Raw genomic sequence first — 15,268 nt, forward strand, 5'->3', positions numbered from 1 at the left:
TCTCGACAGATTCTCGATCCGGGATTTTCGAAACATATAGCGGACAACCTCTTTATTGTCAAGAAAAATATTTGCCGGAGTCTTTCACAATCGCTCACTCTCTGGTGCATGTCAATATAAAAAGGCATGATAAAAGCCAACCGGTTAAAGTGGGCCTCCTTACACTTTCTTTTAATAATAGTGATAATCATTTACGTTCGTTATGACATTTTGCAGACAAAATGAAAGACCCCCGAGGGGGTCTTGTGGCCATGAGGCGGGGTGGTGTTCCGCCGCTCCCAGGTAGTTCTATGATCTCGCCCTGCTCCCGAGCAGGACCCGACGTTCCATCGGCCGTCGCGCGAAATGCCCGACCGCAATCGCCATCGGCAGCACGATACAAGCCGCCGCCGCAAGTGCGATCTCCTGCCCGTTCCCGGCCCCTGTCAGCCGGTCGGCCAACAAGATCGAGATGAACAGTGTCCCACAGACAACGACATCCAACACCGTCGCCGCGATGACCCTATCAAGAGCCATCTTGCGGTATGCCCCCCACGGCCTGGTCGCATTCGGCATCCGCTCGAAGATCAGCTTGTCCACGTTTCTTTGCGCGGCCAGGATCTCGAGCGACAGTTTGCCGCAGCAGACCATCCCTACCAGGGCGAACCCGAGGATCCACCAGCCATTTTTCGTCGTCTCCGGTTCGATGTACGCCGCGATCGCGACGCACATGGCCTTGATGACGTAGCTCATGACCAAGGCCATGTTCCAGTTTTGATACGTTACCCGATTCGCCAGCACCGCCTCGGGGGCGACCTTGACATATTCGGGGTTTCCAACGACACCGCACAGCCATGCGGTCAACTTCTCCAAACTCATTTCCACCTCGCTTTTCTGTTACTGGAAAACTGTCTCTGTATGATCAAGTTATATTCGTCACGGTCCAAGGAAAGCAAGTTTTCACGCCGCATTGCGGCAAATGTGCGCCGCCGAAAACAACTGGCGCTCACGGGTTTTTATGGGCGGCCAAAAAAAGATGGAAAAGTTGGAAAAAGATGGGCCTTGAAGGTGGGGGAAATGTGGCGTTGGAGCGATTGGCAGAGCGAGGAGCAAAGCCCCTGGAAGGGGCCTTGGGGGTTGATGGTGTGGTGGTTGAAGAAGGTTGTGTTGAACGGGCTACTTGAGGCGTGAAATGTCGCTCATCAGCATTGGGGACTTGATCATGAACGAGGTCAAGATCCTGGAGGAGATGCACATGCACGTGCCGAGCAAGACAGGTATGGCATCACCAGAAGCGGCGGCAGACAGGGCTGTGAATGCGGCCATGGCCGTGCCGGAGATGCCTATCCCGGCGAGGGTCATGGGCGTGTTCCTGGGACAGTCCCAGTGGCCGAGGACGGCCCATATGTACGCCGGCAGGGTAAGCATGGTCGGGGTCATGGCATACCATATCGATGCGTCTGCCGGAGCGGCGAATCTTATCGTGAACACGGACACGAGGCCGATGGCCAGGGCCGCCCAGGCGGCGAGGTTTATGCGAGCTATCCCCATTATATCTCCTCCTTTTTAAGCGGCATTACGACCGACATCTGCGTGTTCGCGCATGTTTCGACCGCTTCGGCTCCGATCTGTATGATGCGATCTGCGGCCTCCGAGCGGCTGATCTTCCATCTCTCTGCCAGGAGGTCGATGATAGCCAGGACATGCGTCGGAAGTTGGAACGTGACCCGCTCGATGTCGCCACGGGGCGTGTGGAGCGGCGACATTCCGTCGGCGTAGACGAGCCTTGCGCATGTCGCCAATGCCGCCGGGAGTGATATCCCATTTTGCTTCCAGCTCTCCAGCCGGTCCCTGGTCTCGGCGCAGAGCGTAAGGTTTACGCGTGTCCAGTTTTTTTCAAGCGATACTTTAGACATGTTCTTCTCCTTTACATGTTGTTGTCGGACTCGTCGACGTGGATTGGTTGCAAACAACTGGCATCAGAAGCGATGAGGAGCGCATCTTCGAACCCAATGTTGCCGGGGATGCCCAGCAACTTGTTGCCGTCCATATCCTCCACGGTCCAGAAGTCGTCACCTGCAGTCATCTTGACCGGCCGACCACCGTTGCGATTGAGATCGACGATGAACCGCGTCGTGAAGCAGGACTCACAGATCTCATATACGTTGTAACGGCCAAGGTATCTCACCGCCCAAGGGTTTGTGATCAGCATTCTATTCATGTCGTCCTCCTTATGCTTCCAACATTATTTCGACAGCCGCGTCGGTCCAGGATGCGCTGTGGTCAGATTCGTCAGCCCAGCGGAAGCAGGGGAACAAGCGTCCGTCGATTTCGATCGTCGGTGTAGCGTTGTATGATGCGACGATCCCGGCTTCGTTTACAGCCTCGCCGTTCTTCAGGATGAATCCGGCGTTGTCGTCGAAATCTGTCCAGGCGTTCTTCATGCCAGCGCGGACATTTTCGCTATCGTGCGCCTTCATCAACTTCGCCGCGCGTTCCCAGTCAAATACCATAAATCCGCTGTTGAAGCTCTTGTCGAGTGATCCGATATGTGCCATTTTCGATCTCCTTGTTTTTGTCGGCGTTCCTCTGCGCCGTTAGTGTGAATATTTCACACTTCAAGGCCTGAAGTCAAGTTTTTGGGCAAAAAAAGTTGCCTTCCGGAGATATCATAACAGGTTGCGAAAACCGGTGAGCGCCAGGAGTTTTTAGCGACTTGTGGGGCTTGAAAGGGGAATGAAAAGAAAAAAGAAGCCCCGCCGAAGCGGGGCATGGTGGCTAGTCGACTCCGAATGCCTTGCGGATTTGAGATGCGATCAGGAGCGCACCGAGCGGCATGTCTTCGTCGAGGTCGTTGACGGTCTTTGCAGACAATATGAAGTCCTGGACGTTCTCGCCGTGCTTGTGAGCAACCTGTAAGAGGTGCCTGACGTTCATCGTCGTTGCTTGCGAAACACCGCCGAATGCGAATGCGTACGATATGAATTCAAGTACGTCCTCGGTCACGTATTCGAGGTGGTACATTGCCGGGGCGCACAAGTCGAAACACTGGCGGCCGTTCTCGGTCTCCACCAGCTCCCTGATAGCCGCAACACGGGCCTTTTCAAGGTTTATGCGGTCGTCCCACCTGCTCAGCGTCTCCGTTTTTTTGTCGGCCCAGTCACAAAAAGCGTCAGTCGCCGAGTCAATGGCCCTGGCGACGAGCCGCTTTGCCGAAAAAGCAATTCTGAAAAACCAGCTTTCCTTCCCCATGATCTGTTCTCCTTATCGAAAAGTTGCCCCGCCGAAGCGGGGCGGTTGCGGTTCTACTTCCAACCCTTGGTCTTGACGACCGGGTAGCCGGCGCAAAACATGGACACGGCCAGGGCGGCCATGGCGATGACGAGGTTGCCGGTGACTGCGTTGATGCCGGCGACGACCGCCGAGCCGAATGCGGCGGACATGAATGAGAACTTGAGATATCTGTTCATCTTCCCTCCCGGGAACGTTTCCAGCGGCCGCATCGTGCGGCCCCTAAAACCTTATTCGCCGCAATGACCGCAACTCTTGCAAAATCGGGCCAAAAAATGACGGAAAAGGAGAAAAAAATGGCCGAAGGCAGAAGAAAAAGGATCGGGAAAGGAACTGTGAATGAAATTTTGCCCCCCTTCACATGTGGTCGTATCCACCCTGCCTCGAGGGCGTGGGGGGAAACAAAGGATCACCTGCGGTGGGCCAAGGATCTCTGCCACCTTCACCTGTGATCGTATTCCCATGTCCACGGGGCGCGTGGGGGAAACAGCCTGGATATTGCGTCGCGTCACCGCCGTCCGCCCCGGTGTTCGGCGTGACCGTCGAACATCGGAGGATCTTGATTGCGGCGACTGGCGAACGCCGCCAAGGCGCGGAGGAGCATCCGGTCATCGCGTCTTGGCGGCATTGCGGCGTGTTGTGGTCTTGGTTGTGCTGTGGATGGCCGGAGAAGGGTGATGATGCGGTCAATGATCCGCATGAAATCTCCTGACGGCAGCCATGTCCACCTTCTCGTCGACTACATAGCCGAGCGGCTTGTTGTCGGCCTCCGGCTTCTGCTTAACCCGTTCGCCAATGACATAGACGTTTCCGGCTGCCTCGATGCGGCGGTCGCCGTCAAAGGAATGCGGGACTTCCCGTAGGGCAAGGGCAACGAAAAGCTTGTCCAGGACACCGCTTTCACGGAGCCATGCGAGATCACGGACAATGACACGGTATGTCTTTCCGCTTTCCACTCGGCCCCTTGCCATCATCTCGTCGGCCATTGCGTATGGCCACTTCCAGCGCCGCTCCGGCGGAAGCATGGCCATGCCTACTTCCCACCCCGGTTGCGCTTCGCATTGCGCTTGAGCTGGACCGCGCACTTGTCGCACACCTCGACGATCTCGGCACCGACCTTGCCGTTCTTTTTCGTGTCGAGCTGGTTCAGCCTGACATACGGCTGTCCGCAAACGTAACACCTGGTCAGCTTTTCCCCATCATTGCCAACAACCATCCCGCCGTTCATGATCTTGATCTTTGCCATTTGATTCTCCTTGGCCGCGTTTCTTCCTGCGGCCTTTGCCTACTTATTCGCCGCGAAGACCACCGCTCTTGCAAAAAGGAGCATCGGATCAGCAAAAAAAATGAAAAAAAAGGAAGGAAATGGCCGCCACCCTTCATTTTTGATGCGGAAACCGGCGGGGGAAACAATGCGGCAAAGCCACATTTAATCAAAATTGACCGAAATCATCGTTTCGATCGCAAAACGCGGAAACGATCCAAAAACGCAAAAACGGTCGAATTTTGCAAAATTCGGCCATTTTCACTCCATGCGGATCCAAGGATCTTTTAAAAGATTTGTCAGATATGGGCCCAATAAAGGAAATTAAAGAGTTGTCATCAACCCCTCACGCAACCCCCGAAAAAAGCGGCCGCGGATAAACCATAAACCCACGGCCGACTTGATCAGTGACAACTCTGTTCCCCGCGGACAATCTCTATCCCCGCCGCCTCCAACTCCTCTGCGCTGTAGTATTCGGCTGCCGCCTCGAGATCTTCTTCCGTGACGACCTGGCGCACAGCCCTGACGCCGCCGCCCTCGTCAACAGCCGACCGTCGAATATCGCCGCGGACAGGATACGGGCAGTCGCGGAGCATATCGTACCGCCAGAGGTTGTCCTCCACCGTATCGAGCATCTGCGTGATCAGCCGGTTAGCGTATTGTCTAGAACACCGCCTCCAATACACGACGTAATCGACCGCCCCAGGCCGCCGTCCGCCGTCCTCGTCTTCGGGATATGTCCGGACGCACTCGCAATCAAGATACACGTCGAGTATCTTGCGCATCATCCGGTCCATGCCATCATCCATGATCATCTCCAGGTCGCGTCGCGTGTGGATCCGGTCTTCCGCCGACGGCCCGAACACGTCCCCGTCCGGAGTAAGCCCGAGTTCCCCGTCTGCAACACATCTCCCAGTCACTGACCCGACGGTCCCCGCCGTGTCACGCGCCGCAATAAGCCATTTCAGCGCATCCTCTGCCGATCGGAATTTCTTATCGTGTGTCATACCCACTTATTCGCCTTATCCACCGCCACTCTTGCAAAAATCGCCTCCACACCCCCGGAAAAACCGTCCCGGCCGCCACGCAACTAAAAGATGAAAAAAGAATAAAAAAGAATGGTTATAGCACAAGAAAGTGGAGAAATCTCTGGGCTCCTGCGCTGAATCGAGCGATATGGAAGGCGGAGAGGCAAAAGAAAAAAGGGGAACGAAATGGGAATCGTGATTGCGATTGTCGGTGCGGTGGTGCTGTTCGGTGCTCTTGTCAGCAACGGCGGCGACGGCGGGACTGCGAGTTGGTCGGCCGGAGAGGATGGGGACGGGGACGGGTGGCAGTCGATGTTCGGCGATGATGGGATCGGGATCAGGTCTTCGGACGATATGTTCAATGATGATGACGCTGATTTGCTCTACAATGACGACATTTACTACTCGCCTATCTACAGTCACCTTCCCTGCAATATCCACTATGATTCGTCGTCTGATTTTTTGTCGTCCGATGACGATTTTATGTCGTCGTCATCGGCGTTCGACGACGACTGGCCGAGTTCCTCTATCGACGATGATTTTTGCGGCACGTCGTCTATTGGGATTGATGATGACATTTGTGGGTGCGGGTGTTCGTCGTTTGATGATGATTTTGGCTGCGGGTGTGGAATCGGGTGCGGGTTGGACGATTGATGGCCGATGAAAAGGGAAGGAAATGAAGAAAGAAGAAGCCCCCTGGCGGGGGCTTTCTTGTGGTCTGTGGTCGGTGGTAGGCGAGGTGGGGATTGGTGGTGCGGTTAGCCCTGGGTTGCGGCGACCCACTCCATGAGGCGGTCGTAGTCTAGGCCGTCCTGTTCGCAGTACCCCCTGATCGCCTCGTCGCCGTCGTTGCAGAAGAACTTCCACAGCCTAGAGAAGGTAGATATTTCATCAGCTGTGAATCCGTCCGCCACGCCCGAAGCCTTTGCTTCTTTACGCAACTCTTTCGCAAACAAACAGATATCCTTGTTCTTTGCAATTCCGTTAAGGAACTGCGGGAATCCTTTCCTATTGCGCTTGCGCACGTAGTTGATGACGGCGATTGCGTCGTCGACAGACAGGCCGGACAGGTGGGAAGCTACCCCGCGGTCCTGGCGGACGGACTCCGGGAGGGCTTCGATGACCGATGGGTCAAGCGATCCGTTGCGCTTCTGTGTCGCCTTCGGAGCCTTGGGCTTCGGAGTATCAACGGCGGTCTTGTTAGATCCTTCTCCTTTTGCAACGTCGAATGCGTTCGGCACCGCGGCTGTATCGAAAACGTACATGGCTTTGTCTGCTCTGCCGACCTTTGTTGCCGTTATTTCCCACCCTGTCTTTTCCTTGATCTCCGCAAGGCGAGGTTTGACGTATGCCGAAAATGCACGGCTGACAGGTATTTCGTTTCCCCGTTCCTCGCCGAGCCACATCCGGCAGAACGTGCGTGACCGTATCTTAAGTTGCCCGTGAAAGAGGAACGACTGCATCAGCGCATACAGCGACGTTGCAAGGCCTCCGAGCGGAAGGATATGGCGAAGAGCGAGGTAGTGCGTCTTTGTTGTGTCGTTTTCGATCTCGTCGATATAATCTTGGGAGAAGTCGAGGCGGTACGAAGCCTTGCCTACCGGGCTGTATCCAAACAGCCGGAACTCCGTTTCCTCTGCTTGGCCCGGGCGCAAAATGCCTATGTTGAGACGGCCGTACCTTCGGATTGCCGCTCGGACTCCCTCGTAGCTGCTCTTCGCCCTTGTCAACCCTATACCGTCAACTATGTCCCTGACGTTCACGACTACGATCCTGGTTGACGGGTCGTCCATACGAGCCTTCTGCAATACACCGAGTACGTAATAGTAAACAGGGGCATCTGTCGGGAGCGGAAGCTTGTCGTCGACTGTCCGGTGTGTATACCGAGTGTCGTCGCGAAAAAACGTCTGGAGTTCGAGGTCGCCGGATGACATGGCGTTGTTGCTATTTGGGTGCAGCTCGGCGAGATACCGAAGCTCTTTTACGACGACCTTTGCTGGGTCGATCTGGAGGCTGGTTGATGTGGATTCTTCATTCTTCATCTTTGATACTCCGTTTGTTTTTCTGTGTGCCTCCTGCTTCACTTCTATCACCGCAAAATGAACAGAGTCAAGGGGCAGTTTGACATCGTGACCACATTTTTTCAATATTTTATGTGGTTCAATGCAAAAAACCAGGTATTTTATGTGGTTCAATGCAAAATTTATGTGGTTCAATGCAAAATAACCCAAGTTTTTATGTGGTTCAATGCAAAACTTTGGCTGAAACCCCTTGGGGCGCAACGGTTTCCGCACCCCTTACAAACTCTTAATTTACAACCAATTTACACAACGACGAGAAGCGGTCGTCGTTGTGGTTTGCATTGCTAATGAAAGGAAGAAGTGGCGATGCGCAACTCTGAATAGTTCATCAACGCCGTCAAATCGTCCAAAAAACAGGCCGCCACGGACATTTGGCGGTTCATCGTGAACACGTCCCCATAAAAACAACAAAGAACCCGTCAGAATGGAAACCATGCCCAATTCTCGAAAAAACCGAAGCGCCCACATTCCTTTTTCATCAGCCACCCAAAAAAATCTAAGTCAGCCTCGAAATCGTCAATCCAGTTCCCCCTTCGGGGGAACCACTGTTTTAGAGTGGGGGCGGCGCGGCGGCGGCCCCGGCGGCGCGATTTCGTCCATTTTAGCCGTAATATCTCGATATTTCTCGCATTTCACGGCCAAAAAAGTTGCAATCCGATTTTCCGGCGTCGTAGACTCCGAGTGTGGGCGGCAAACAAAAAGGACGCAGGAGTTGATATGGCTGACAAGATCGGAGTGGAACTTGATTGGGGATTGCTCGAGCCGACGATTGCCGTCGCTGTCAGGAGGACAAGGGCGACGATGCTTGAAAAATGCGGATCAGCGCAGGACGGAGACGAGATCGCCGCAGATTTTATGGAATTCCTCTGGCTTAACCGCCACAAATACGATGCGAAAATTGCCGCGCAGAATACCTGGGCGGATGCCTTTCTTCGCAACCGGTCCATGCAACTCGTCGATGAATACCGCCGCGACGCAAACCGCTACGTGTCGCTCGACTCGATGTCCGCCGGCGGGGGCGATACGGAATACGAGGTTCCGGACGATACCGCAGATACCCACGCCGCCGCCATGGCCTCCGCAGAGATCGAGGCCGCATTGGGCGACATGGTGCGCCGGCTAAACGGTGATCCCGTCGCCCAGCTTGTCCTCGTCGAACTCGCCGCCCCGTCGCCGGAGGTACGTGCTGCAACATCAGCATACGAGGCGCAACACAGCATCAGCGTGTCGATGACACCATGCGACGTGATCTGCGCTGTTTACAACCTGCGCCCCTTGATCGTGTCGATCGCCATGGCTCGTGTCCGCGCTGTCTTGTCCGGCCAGTCACCTGCTTCCGCCAAGTCTTCTTCCTCCGCCAATCTCCGCACCGCCCCGATCACCGTCACCAACCACATGGAGGTCTGCCGTGCCGCATAGCTACAATCACAATCACAACAACAACCGCCCCGGCTGTTTCGCCTCGGCGATCTGCAACGCCAACAACGCAATCTGCGCACGATGCGCCCATCTCAAGCCGTGCCGCCGGTCGATGCCGACACCGAAATCGGCTGTCGACGGGTTCGAGGAGCTGGTCATCCCGCTTGGCGGTATCAAGACCGGTCCTGCCGAATATGAGCGGATTGCGAAAGCCGACAAGACCGCTTCCGGCCGACGTGGCCAAGAAATCTCGAGTCCGCGCCAGGCTTCGCTTTTCTGACCGCCGCCGAATTCCTTGGCGGCAAAAGGCAAAGGAACACCGCCCATTTGGGGGCGGCGAAAGGATATAAAAAAATAAAGGAAATCAAATGAAAAGGAAATAAAAGGGAAAATAAAAAAGCTTGCATACGCAGGAAATGCCGGGGGCTTGTCGCCCCCGGAAAGGCAAAGGAACATGCGAATTAACTCCAGGAGGCACTGGAAAAGTGATAGTTGAAACAAGTAGAAGAAGGGCATGTTTTGGCCCTGGACGTGGCTCTGAAAAATCTCGGATGGTGCGTGTTCGACGGTGACGAGATCGTTGCTTGTGGGACCGTGCAAACCAAGCCGCCGAAGGGCGCTGCAAAGTACATCTCCCTGGAGGCAGCCGCCCGTGAGTTGTCGTCCGAACTCCTTTCCCTCATCAGCAGATTTTCTCCGACGGAGGTAGTCGCCGAGATGCCATTGGAAGGGTCAAAAAGCATGAACGCCGTCCAGGCTATGAGATTGGCTGCCGGGGCCGTGATCGGGACATGTGCCGGGGCGGGGCTGACGCTACACACGACCAGGCCGAGGGACGGCAAAATCGCATTTCTCGGTGCGGGAAAAGGCGAAAAAGACGAGATGATGGATGCGGCGAGGAAGCGGTGGCCAAGCGCACCGTGGCCGAATGCAAAATGTAGGATGGAACACGCCGCAGATGCCGCCGCCGCATATCTTGCTTGGGCCTCTAGCTCGTCTGCGATTTGCAAGAAGTGATTGATTTAAGTGTGTTGAATATTTGATTGACATCATGTCCTTGACGTGAGCATACCTGTCAAAAGACAAAATCTGGAGATGTGATGGCAAACGGAGTTGCTGTTGATATTGATGGTGGGCAATCCGCAAAACCCATCTTGAAGTGGGCTGGTGGGAAGTCGCAGATGCTGGACATCCTCGTCCCGCTTGTTCCCCCTGCATATGGAAAATACATCGAGCCTTTTTTCGGTGGTGGTGCCTTGTTCTTTTCAATGGCCCCGGCCAACGCTGTGATAGCCGACTCCAATCCCGAGTTGGTCAACCTGTATCGTGTTGTTGCCGATCAGGTTGACGAGCTGATCTTGGCCCTGAGGCCGTTCAAGAACAGCAAGACTCTGTTTTACGAAACAAGGGCGCAGGACTGGCGGTTGCTCACCCCAGTCCAGGCGGCGGCAAGAACGGTTTTCTTGAACCGCACCTGCTACAACGGCCTTTACAGGGTCAACAAGAAAGGCGGGTTCAACGTCCCATTTGGCAACTACGCCAATCCGAACATTTGCGACGTGGCCAGTCTTCGCCAAGCCTCCATTGTTCTTCGTGGGAAGACGATCGTGTGTGGAGACTACAAGGATGTTTTGCGGGAGAATGCGAAGAGGGGAGACTTTGTTTTTCTGGATCCCCCTTATCTGCCCATTTCCGAATATAGCGATTTCAAGCGCTACACGAAAGAACAGTTTTACGAAGAGGACCATCGGGAATTGGCCGAGGAGGTTGGCCGTCTCCGTGACTTGGGGTGCCATGTCGTGCTGACCAACTCCAACCACCCGCTGGTCCACGACCTTTATGGGAAATATAAAGTCGACGTGTTTCAAACAAGACGAAATATCAGTAGCAAAGGAAGGAAGAGAACCGGGGAAGACGTGGTTGTGACGGTGAAGCCACGGAGGAGGTTCTCCCTGCATTCGGTCCCGAAGCCGGTCTCCGGCCAAGCGGAGATGTATCCGACAACAAGATATATGGGGTCGAAGACGAAACTCCTGCCCCATATCCGGGATATCATCAGACAGTTTGACTGCAAGACAGTCCTCGACCTGTTTTCGGGATCCGGGGTTGTCAGCTACATGATGAAGGCTGAAGGGAAGCAGGTCGTTAGCAACGACTATATGGCGTTGTGCTCTACCTACACAAAGGCCTTGGTCGAGAACAACTCGGTGACGTTGCCCGAAGACGTGGCCATTTCGCTTCTTGTTCCAAACGGTAAAAGCGACAGCTTCGTCCAGGACACATTCCATGGGCTGTATTTCACGGACAAAGAAAACGAGCTGATCGACAACATCAGGGCAAATATCAAGGGGGTGAGAAACCCCTATCAACGCTCCATCGCCACCGCCGCACTTTGCCGTGCGTGTTTCAAGAAGAGGCCAAGGGGGATTTTCACGTATGTCGGATACCGGCATGACGACGGCAGGAAAGACCTCCGAATGAGTTTTGAGGACCAGTTTCTTGAGGCTGTCCAGGCCTATAATGATGCAGTCTTCGACAACGGCCAGGAAAACAGGGCTGTCCGTGGCGATGCAATGATGGTTCGCAACAAGCCAGACCTTGTTTACATGGATCCACCATATTTCAGCCAGCATTCCGACAACGAATACGTCCGGCGCTACCATTTTGCAGAAGGCATTGCCTGTGATTGGCAAGACGTTGAAATGCAGTGGCATACAAAAACGAAGAAGTTCAAAAGCTACCCGACCCCATTTTCTACAAGGAATGGGGCATATGATGCCTTTGATAAGCTTTTCAAGAAGTTCAGGGACAGCATCCAAGTTGTTTCGTATTCGTCAAACTCGCTTCCAACACTGGACGAGATGGTCGAGCTTATGTCCAAGTATAAGCGTCATGTCGAAGTGATAGCTGTTGACTACAAGTATTCTTTTGGGACACAGGGACACAAGGTCGGAGACAACAACAACACGGTTAAAGAGTATATTTTCGTTGGGTACTAGCTATGGGACTTTGGCATTTCGGAAACACCAGCGTTCGGAGTCCGTTTCGTCTTCGTGATGGGTTGATCGCATTGGCCTCATCGCCGTTGCAGGGAAACCTATACGGAAAAGAACAGGAGATCGCATTCAGGGATCTCCTTGGCGAATGCGGCGTTGTTCGGCTTGGGAAGGACGAGACATATAGCGCAAGTAGGAAGTGGAGAAGCGCCCTTGACAAGCTTGGGTTCATCTATCCGAAGTTGAAGGGTGACGAGGAAGTCCTCCAAGACCAGCTTGGTACTCCCGGGATGATCACGGAGAACGGAAGACGCTTGGTCGAAACCGAAAGCGTTGCCGGTTGGCAGGAATGCTACCTGCGTTCCCTGGCGGCCATGTACATTGCCGATGGCGATAGGCTTTTTTCCCCTCTCCGCCACACCGTGGCTATTATGGCCGAACTTGACAAGGCTGTTGGAGACAGTTCCCTGAGCTTCATCGAAGTTGCCTTGTTCATTCAGCTCCTCCCTGGCGGTAAAACGCCATCAGAAATCGCCAGCGAGATCATCGAGTTCAGAAAGAAGCGGGATGCGGCAGAAAGAAAAAAGGATTTTTACAGGGAGCAAACCGAAGCTCTGTCGAAGCGGTTTGGCAAGAAATATGGCACGTTCGCCGATTATGCCGACACCAACATCCGCTACCTGAAGGCGACTGGACTGGTCAATCGGAAGGGGCGTGGAATAGTTCTCGTCCCTGATAAGCGGGTCTTGGTTGATAGGCTTATCCAGTATACAGCCATTCCCGAAAGTCCGCTTGATCGGTACAAGACTCTTTGCGCCGGCGCACCGCTTCCGATCGACGAGAAAGACAGCGCCTTGGCAGTGCTCTACGATCTCGTGGAAAGGCTGAAGGAGAAGGGTGTCGCTTTCGACCTTGCGGCCAAATCCCTTGATACACCACAGGACATTGCCGTCGTCAGGCACGAGATCGAAGACGCTTTGGCAAGGATACGGGAAGAGGAATACGCTGCCGCCCAAGCGATCATGGGCGAGGAGATTTCCGAGTACATAGGGCTTTTGGTCGGCAAGAAGAAGACGAAGACGCTGAGCAGTGGCGACACGATCTCTATTCCGAACGGTGAAGCTCCGGCATATTTCGAGTGGATAATCTGGCGTGTCTTCCTTGCAATCGACTCCTTGGTCAACAAACCATGGGATGCCCGTCGGTTCAAGATTGACCAAGATTTTCTCCCTGTCGGCACTGCTCCTGGAAACGGGCCGGATATCGTCTTCGAGTTTGACGACATGGTTGTCGTGGTCGAGGTCACCCTTACGTCTTCTTCCAGGCAAGAGGCCGCCGAGGGAGAACCTGTCAGAAGGCATGTGGCAAAATATGCGGAAGACTTTGACGGATCCAAACTTGTCTTCGGTTTGTTCCTCGCCGTCAACATTGACACCAACACTGCCAACTCTTTCCGGCTTGGTGAGTGGTATTTGAAGGACGACAGGAAAATCGGGCTACAGATCGTGCCGATGACCCTCGACGATTTCAAGGCTATATGGGATGCGGCTTCCGACAGGCCGTCTGTCATCCTGCCAAAGCTTAAAGACCTGATGCGAGACTGCCGAATGTACAGCAACGACTCTGCTCCGCAATGGAAGAAAAAGGTGTCGGACCTGGCCTCGAAGACGGCCTTATCCCTCAAGCAATAGCTATTCAATCCGTTTCCCCCGCCCGGAAGCCGCACACGAGAGAAGGGGGCGGCTTCTTTTCTTTCTTTTTTCCTTTCCTCTCCTTTTCACCAGCCGATCCACCATGTCTATGATCGCCGACGTCGGGCATGTGAATAATCTTGTTTCCCCCCACGCCCTCAAGTGACGGGTGAATAAGAAAACCGAGTGAAGGGGGGCCGATCCTTTGGCCTCCTTTTCTTCTTTTTTTCTTTTTTTAAAGTTCCTTTTTCGCCGGAAAATCGGCTCTGCGAGTGGCGATCTGCCTTCCCTGGATGGTATGATTCCAGGAAAAGAAGGATAGGTTTGTACCTGCCGGAGGAGGCATGACATCGACGTGCGCATAACGGAGCACGCTCGTGATCGCATGGCGGAGCGGAACATCACCGTCCCCATTGCGCTTGCTTGCGTTGCGTGTGGCAACGCGGCATTATTTGATGGGCTTCACGGCCGTCACAGTGCCGTATTTCGATACAAAGAAAATCGTCACGGTCTACAATGGAAGACCGTACGAGTACATCGGGCGCACCACGGAGCCGCGTCACACACGCGACCCGACCTGCTCCGTGATTTGATCGGGCGGAAGTTCCGCCCAGGATCCCCGCGTGGCTCGGGGCGTCCGAACCAACGTTGCTCACAAGCGGGAACACCACCCGTCAGGGAACACCACCCGAGAGCGAGGCATATCTCGATTTTTGGCCCCCTGATGGGGGCCTTTTTCTTCTCTTTCATCAGCCAAAAAGTGCTTGGAATCAGTAAAATGCCATGGCGCTCACTGGTTTTTCTAAATCAAGAAAATATTGCTTTGGGCGCCATAAAAACTTGACTTTTGTGTTGGCAGTGTGAAATATTCACACTATCAACGGCGGCGATGACCGCCTTCAAAACAAGGAGAATGAGAATGAGGAACGAGATTAACGGAACGGAAATCATTGCAGAAGAGCTTGTCAAGGCAATCGTCGAAAAGATCAATCACGAACCTGGTGATCGTGCGTATGCCGGAAACAATTACGGACAGATACACTTTCACGAACAGTATCTTTACTTCAACCTCGCCGACGGCACAGTTGAACTTTTGAGCGCACCGCAGGGATGCGTCCCGGGAAACTGCGACGAGCACTTTCATGTCGCGTGTGTCAACGATCCTGTCATCGAGTCAGACCTCGATGAAATCGACAGCGAGGATCTCGAGGAGATGAAGGAAGCCTGGGCGGACGACCGCGACGGCAAAGCACGCGACATCGCATGGCGTATCGGCAAAGAAGTGTGCGAATATGCGTTGTGCAACAACGAATGCTGGGACGCTGAGAGCATCACCGAGATCGCTCCCGACTTCGACAGTCTTGACCCGGCTTCCCCGACCTTCGTCGATGATGCGGCAGCAATGATAAACGCCGCCGTCGAATTTCGGCACGAGCTTGCGAACACCGCGGAGAATATTGGTGGCTTGGTTGAGGACTGGATCAACGACAAGATCGACGACTAGCCACACCACCCAGTC

The 15,268-nt window shown here is 54.2% G+C and carries 20 protein-coding genes; 7 read left to right on the forward strand and 13 right to left on the reverse strand.

What is annotated here, in order from left to right; translation table 11 throughout:
- Positions 1 to 288 precede the first annotated feature (288 nt).
- Complete coding sequence (locus LF599_RS07360) at positions 289 to 858, reverse strand: hypothetical protein (RefSeq protein ID WP_279522845.1); 570 nt, start codon at positions 856 to 858, stop codon at positions 289 to 291.
- A 39-nt stretch (positions 859 to 897) separates the two neighbouring features.
- Between LF599_RS07360 and LF599_RS07365 the strand changes: the two genes are divergently transcribed.
- Positions 898 to 1,170 carry a hypothetical protein gene (locus tag LF599_RS07365; RefSeq protein ID WP_279522846.1) on the forward strand — a complete coding sequence of 91 codons (273 nt, stop codon included), beginning with the start codon at positions 898 to 900 and terminating at the stop codon, positions 1,168 to 1,170.
- Here LF599_RS07365 and LF599_RS07370 read toward each other — a convergent pair.
- From LF599_RS07370 to LF599_RS07410, 9 genes are all read right to left on the reverse strand, one after another.
- Positions 1,156 to 1,530, reverse strand: coding sequence for a hypothetical protein (locus LF599_RS07370; protein WP_269943055.1), 375 nt, complete (start codon positions 1,528 to 1,530; stop codon positions 1,156 to 1,158). The genes LF599_RS07365 and LF599_RS07370 overlap by 15 nt on opposite strands.
- On the reverse strand, positions 1,530 to 1,895 hold the full coding sequence (locus LF599_RS07375) for a hypothetical protein (protein WP_279522847.1): 366 nt from the start codon (positions 1,893 to 1,895) through the stop codon (positions 1,530 to 1,532). Before LF599_RS07375 ends, LF599_RS07370 begins: the two co-directional genes overlap by 1 nt.
- 11 nt (positions 1,896 to 1,906) lie before the next feature.
- Positions 1,907 to 2,200: a hypothetical protein gene (locus LF599_RS07380; protein WP_269943056.1), complete on the reverse strand. Its 294-nt coding sequence runs from the start codon at positions 2,198 to 2,200 to the stop codon at positions 1,907 to 1,909.
- Between the two features lie 10 nt (positions 2,201 to 2,210).
- The gene (locus LF599_RS07385; protein WP_269943057.1) at positions 2,211 to 2,537 is read right to left on the reverse strand and encodes a hypothetical protein; all 327 of its coding nucleotides are present in this window, start codon (positions 2,535 to 2,537) and stop codon (positions 2,211 to 2,213) included.
- A 220-nt stretch (positions 2,538 to 2,757) separates the two neighbouring features.
- Positions 2,758 to 3,231 (reverse strand): hypothetical protein, encoded by a 474-nt coding sequence (locus tag LF599_RS07390; RefSeq protein WP_279522848.1) that lies wholly within the window; start codon positions 3,229 to 3,231, stop codon positions 2,758 to 2,760.
- Between the two features lie 53 nt (positions 3,232 to 3,284).
- On the reverse strand, positions 3,285 to 3,449 hold the full coding sequence (locus LF599_RS07395) for a hypothetical protein (protein ID WP_269943059.1): 165 nt from the start codon (positions 3,447 to 3,449) through the stop codon (positions 3,285 to 3,287).
- Between the two features lie 507 nt (positions 3,450 to 3,956).
- Positions 3,957 to 4,301, reverse strand: a complete 345-nt coding sequence (locus tag LF599_RS07400; protein WP_279522849.1) for a hypothetical protein — start codon at positions 4,299 to 4,301, stop codon at positions 3,957 to 3,959.
- A gap of 2 nt (positions 4,302 to 4,303) precedes the next feature.
- Positions 4,304 to 4,516 carry a hypothetical protein gene (locus tag LF599_RS07405; protein WP_269943062.1) on the reverse strand — a complete coding sequence of 71 codons (213 nt, stop codon included), beginning with the start codon at positions 4,514 to 4,516 and terminating at the stop codon, positions 4,304 to 4,306.
- 422 nt (positions 4,517 to 4,938) lie between these two features.
- Complete coding sequence (locus tag LF599_RS07410; RefSeq protein WP_269943064.1) at positions 4,939 to 5,541, reverse strand: hypothetical protein; 603 nt, start codon at positions 5,539 to 5,541, stop codon at positions 4,939 to 4,941.
- Positions 5,542 to 5,748: 207 nt separating this feature from the next.
- Between LF599_RS07410 and LF599_RS07415 the strand changes: the two genes are divergently transcribed.
- The gene (locus tag LF599_RS07415) at positions 5,749 to 6,216 is read left to right on the forward strand and encodes a hypothetical protein (protein WP_269943065.1); all 468 of its coding nucleotides are present in this window, start codon (positions 5,749 to 5,751) and stop codon (positions 6,214 to 6,216) included.
- Between the two features lie 104 nt (positions 6,217 to 6,320).
- Here LF599_RS07415 and LF599_RS07420 read toward each other — a convergent pair whose 3' ends face one another.
- Positions 6,321 to 7,604, reverse strand: a complete 1,284-nt coding sequence (locus LF599_RS07420; RefSeq protein ID WP_279522850.1) for a hypothetical protein — start codon at positions 7,602 to 7,604, stop codon at positions 6,321 to 6,323.
- Between the two features lie 270 nt (positions 7,605 to 7,874).
- Positions 7,875 to 8,078, reverse strand: a complete 204-nt coding sequence (locus LF599_RS07425; RefSeq protein WP_279522851.1) for a hypothetical protein — start codon at positions 8,076 to 8,078, stop codon at positions 7,875 to 7,877.
- Positions 8,079 to 8,360: 282 nt separating this feature from the next.
- Between LF599_RS07425 and LF599_RS07430 the strand changes: the two genes are divergently transcribed.
- Positions 8,361 to 9,062: a hypothetical protein gene (locus LF599_RS07430; protein ID WP_279522852.1), complete on the forward strand. Its 702-nt coding sequence runs from the start codon at positions 8,361 to 8,363 to the stop codon at positions 9,060 to 9,062.
- A gap of 12 nt (positions 9,063 to 9,074) precedes the next feature.
- Here the strand turns inward: LF599_RS07430 and LF599_RS07435 are convergent, their stop codons facing one another.
- Positions 9,075 to 9,518 (reverse strand): hypothetical protein, encoded by a 444-nt coding sequence (locus LF599_RS07435; RefSeq protein WP_279522853.1) that lies wholly within the window; start codon positions 9,516 to 9,518, stop codon positions 9,075 to 9,077.
- Between the two features lie 36 nt (positions 9,519 to 9,554).
- Between LF599_RS07435 and LF599_RS07440 the strand changes: the two genes are divergently transcribed.
- The 4 genes from LF599_RS07440 to LF599_RS07455 all read left to right on the forward strand — a co-directional run bounded on the left by LF599_RS07440 (position 9,555) and on the right by LF599_RS07455 (position 15,253).
- Positions 9,555 to 10,079, forward strand: a complete 525-nt coding sequence (locus LF599_RS07440) for a RuvC family protein (RefSeq protein ID WP_279522854.1) — start codon at positions 9,555 to 9,557, stop codon at positions 10,077 to 10,079.
- 83 nt (positions 10,080 to 10,162) lie between these two features.
- Positions 10,163 to 12,061 carry a Dam family site-specific DNA-(adenine-N6)-methyltransferase gene (locus tag LF599_RS07445; protein ID WP_279522855.1) on the forward strand — a complete coding sequence of 633 codons (1,899 nt, stop codon included), beginning with the start codon at positions 10,163 to 10,165 and terminating at the stop codon, positions 12,059 to 12,061.
- Positions 12,062 to 12,123: 62 nt separating this feature from the next.
- On the forward strand, positions 12,124 to 13,749 hold the full coding sequence (locus tag LF599_RS07450) for an AlwI family type II restriction endonuclease (RefSeq protein WP_279522856.1): 1,626 nt from the start codon (positions 12,124 to 12,126) through the stop codon (positions 13,747 to 13,749).
- 919 nt (positions 13,750 to 14,668) lie between these two features.
- Positions 14,669 to 15,253, forward strand: a complete 585-nt coding sequence (locus tag LF599_RS07455; protein WP_279522857.1) for a hypothetical protein — start codon at positions 14,669 to 14,671, stop codon at positions 15,251 to 15,253.
- Positions 15,254 to 15,268: the final 15 nt, after the last annotated feature.

Source organism: Pseudodesulfovibrio thermohalotolerans, assembly GCF_021353295.2.
In the GTDB taxonomy this organism is placed as follows: Bacteria; Desulfobacterota; Desulfovibrionia; order Desulfovibrionales; family Desulfovibrionaceae; genus Pseudodesulfovibrio; species Pseudodesulfovibrio thermohalotolerans.

Bases quoted from the DNA above. Each gene is read 5' to 3' on its own strand.
- LF599_RS07390 (WP_279522848.1), bottom strand. From the start codon at position 3,231: ATGGGGAAGGAAAGCTGGTTTTTCAGAATTGCTTTTTCGGCAAAGCGG.
- LF599_RS07425 (WP_279522851.1), bottom strand. From the start codon at position 8,078: ATGGTTTCCATTCTGACGGGTTCTTTGTTGTTTTTATGGGGACGTGTT.
- LF599_RS07435 (WP_279522853.1), bottom strand. From the start codon at position 9,518: ATGTTCCTTTGCCTTTCCGGGGGCGACAAGCCCCCGGCATTTCCTGCG.
- LF599_RS07415 (WP_269943065.1), top strand. From the start codon at position 5,749: ATGGGAATCGTGATTGCGATTGTCGGTGCGGTGGTGCTGTTCGGTGCT.
- LF599_RS07410 (WP_269943064.1), bottom strand. From the start codon at position 5,541: ATGACACACGATAAGAAATTCCGATCGGCAGAGGATGCGCTGAAATGG.
- LF599_RS07370 (WP_269943055.1), bottom strand. From the start codon at position 1,530: ATGGGGATAGCTCGCATAAACCTCGCCGCCTGGGCGGCCCTGGCCATC.
- LF599_RS07365 (WP_279522846.1), top strand. From the start codon at position 898: ATGATCAAGTTATATTCGTCACGGTCCAAGGAAAGCAAGTTTTCACGC.
- LF599_RS07380 (WP_269943056.1), bottom strand. From the start codon at position 2,200: ATGAATAGAATGCTGATCACAAACCCTTGGGCGGTGAGATACCTTGGC.
- LF599_RS07445 (WP_279522855.1), top strand. From the start codon at position 10,163: ATGGCAAACGGAGTTGCTGTTGATATTGATGGTGGGCAATCCGCAAAA.
- LF599_RS07455 (WP_279522857.1), top strand. From the start codon at position 14,669: ATGAGGAACGAGATTAACGGAACGGAAATCATTGCAGAAGAGCTTGTC.
- LF599_RS07400 (WP_279522849.1), bottom strand. From the start codon at position 4,301: ATGGCCATGCTTCCGCCGGAGCGGCGCTGGAAGTGGCCATACGCAATG.
- LF599_RS07420 (WP_279522850.1), bottom strand. From the start codon at position 7,604: ATGAAGAATGAAGAATCCACATCAACCAGCCTCCAGATCGACCCAGCA.
- LF599_RS07395 (WP_269943059.1), bottom strand. From the start codon at position 3,449: ATGAACAGATATCTCAAGTTCTCATTCATGTCCGCCGCATTCGGCTCG.
- LF599_RS07430 (WP_279522852.1), top strand. From the start codon at position 8,361: ATGGCTGACAAGATCGGAGTGGAACTTGATTGGGGATTGCTCGAGCCG.
- LF599_RS07360 (WP_279522845.1), bottom strand. From the start codon at position 858: ATGAGTTTGGAGAAGTTGACCGCATGGCTGTGCGGTGTCGTTGGAAAC.
- LF599_RS07375 (WP_279522847.1), bottom strand. From the start codon at position 1,895: ATGTCTAAAGTATCGCTTGAAAAAAACTGGACACGCGTAAACCTTACG.
- LF599_RS07385 (WP_269943057.1), bottom strand. From the start codon at position 2,537: ATGGCACATATCGGATCACTCGACAAGAGCTTCAACAGCGGATTTATG.
- LF599_RS07405 (WP_269943062.1), bottom strand. From the start codon at position 4,516: ATGGCAAAGATCAAGATCATGAACGGCGGGATGGTTGTTGGCAATGAT.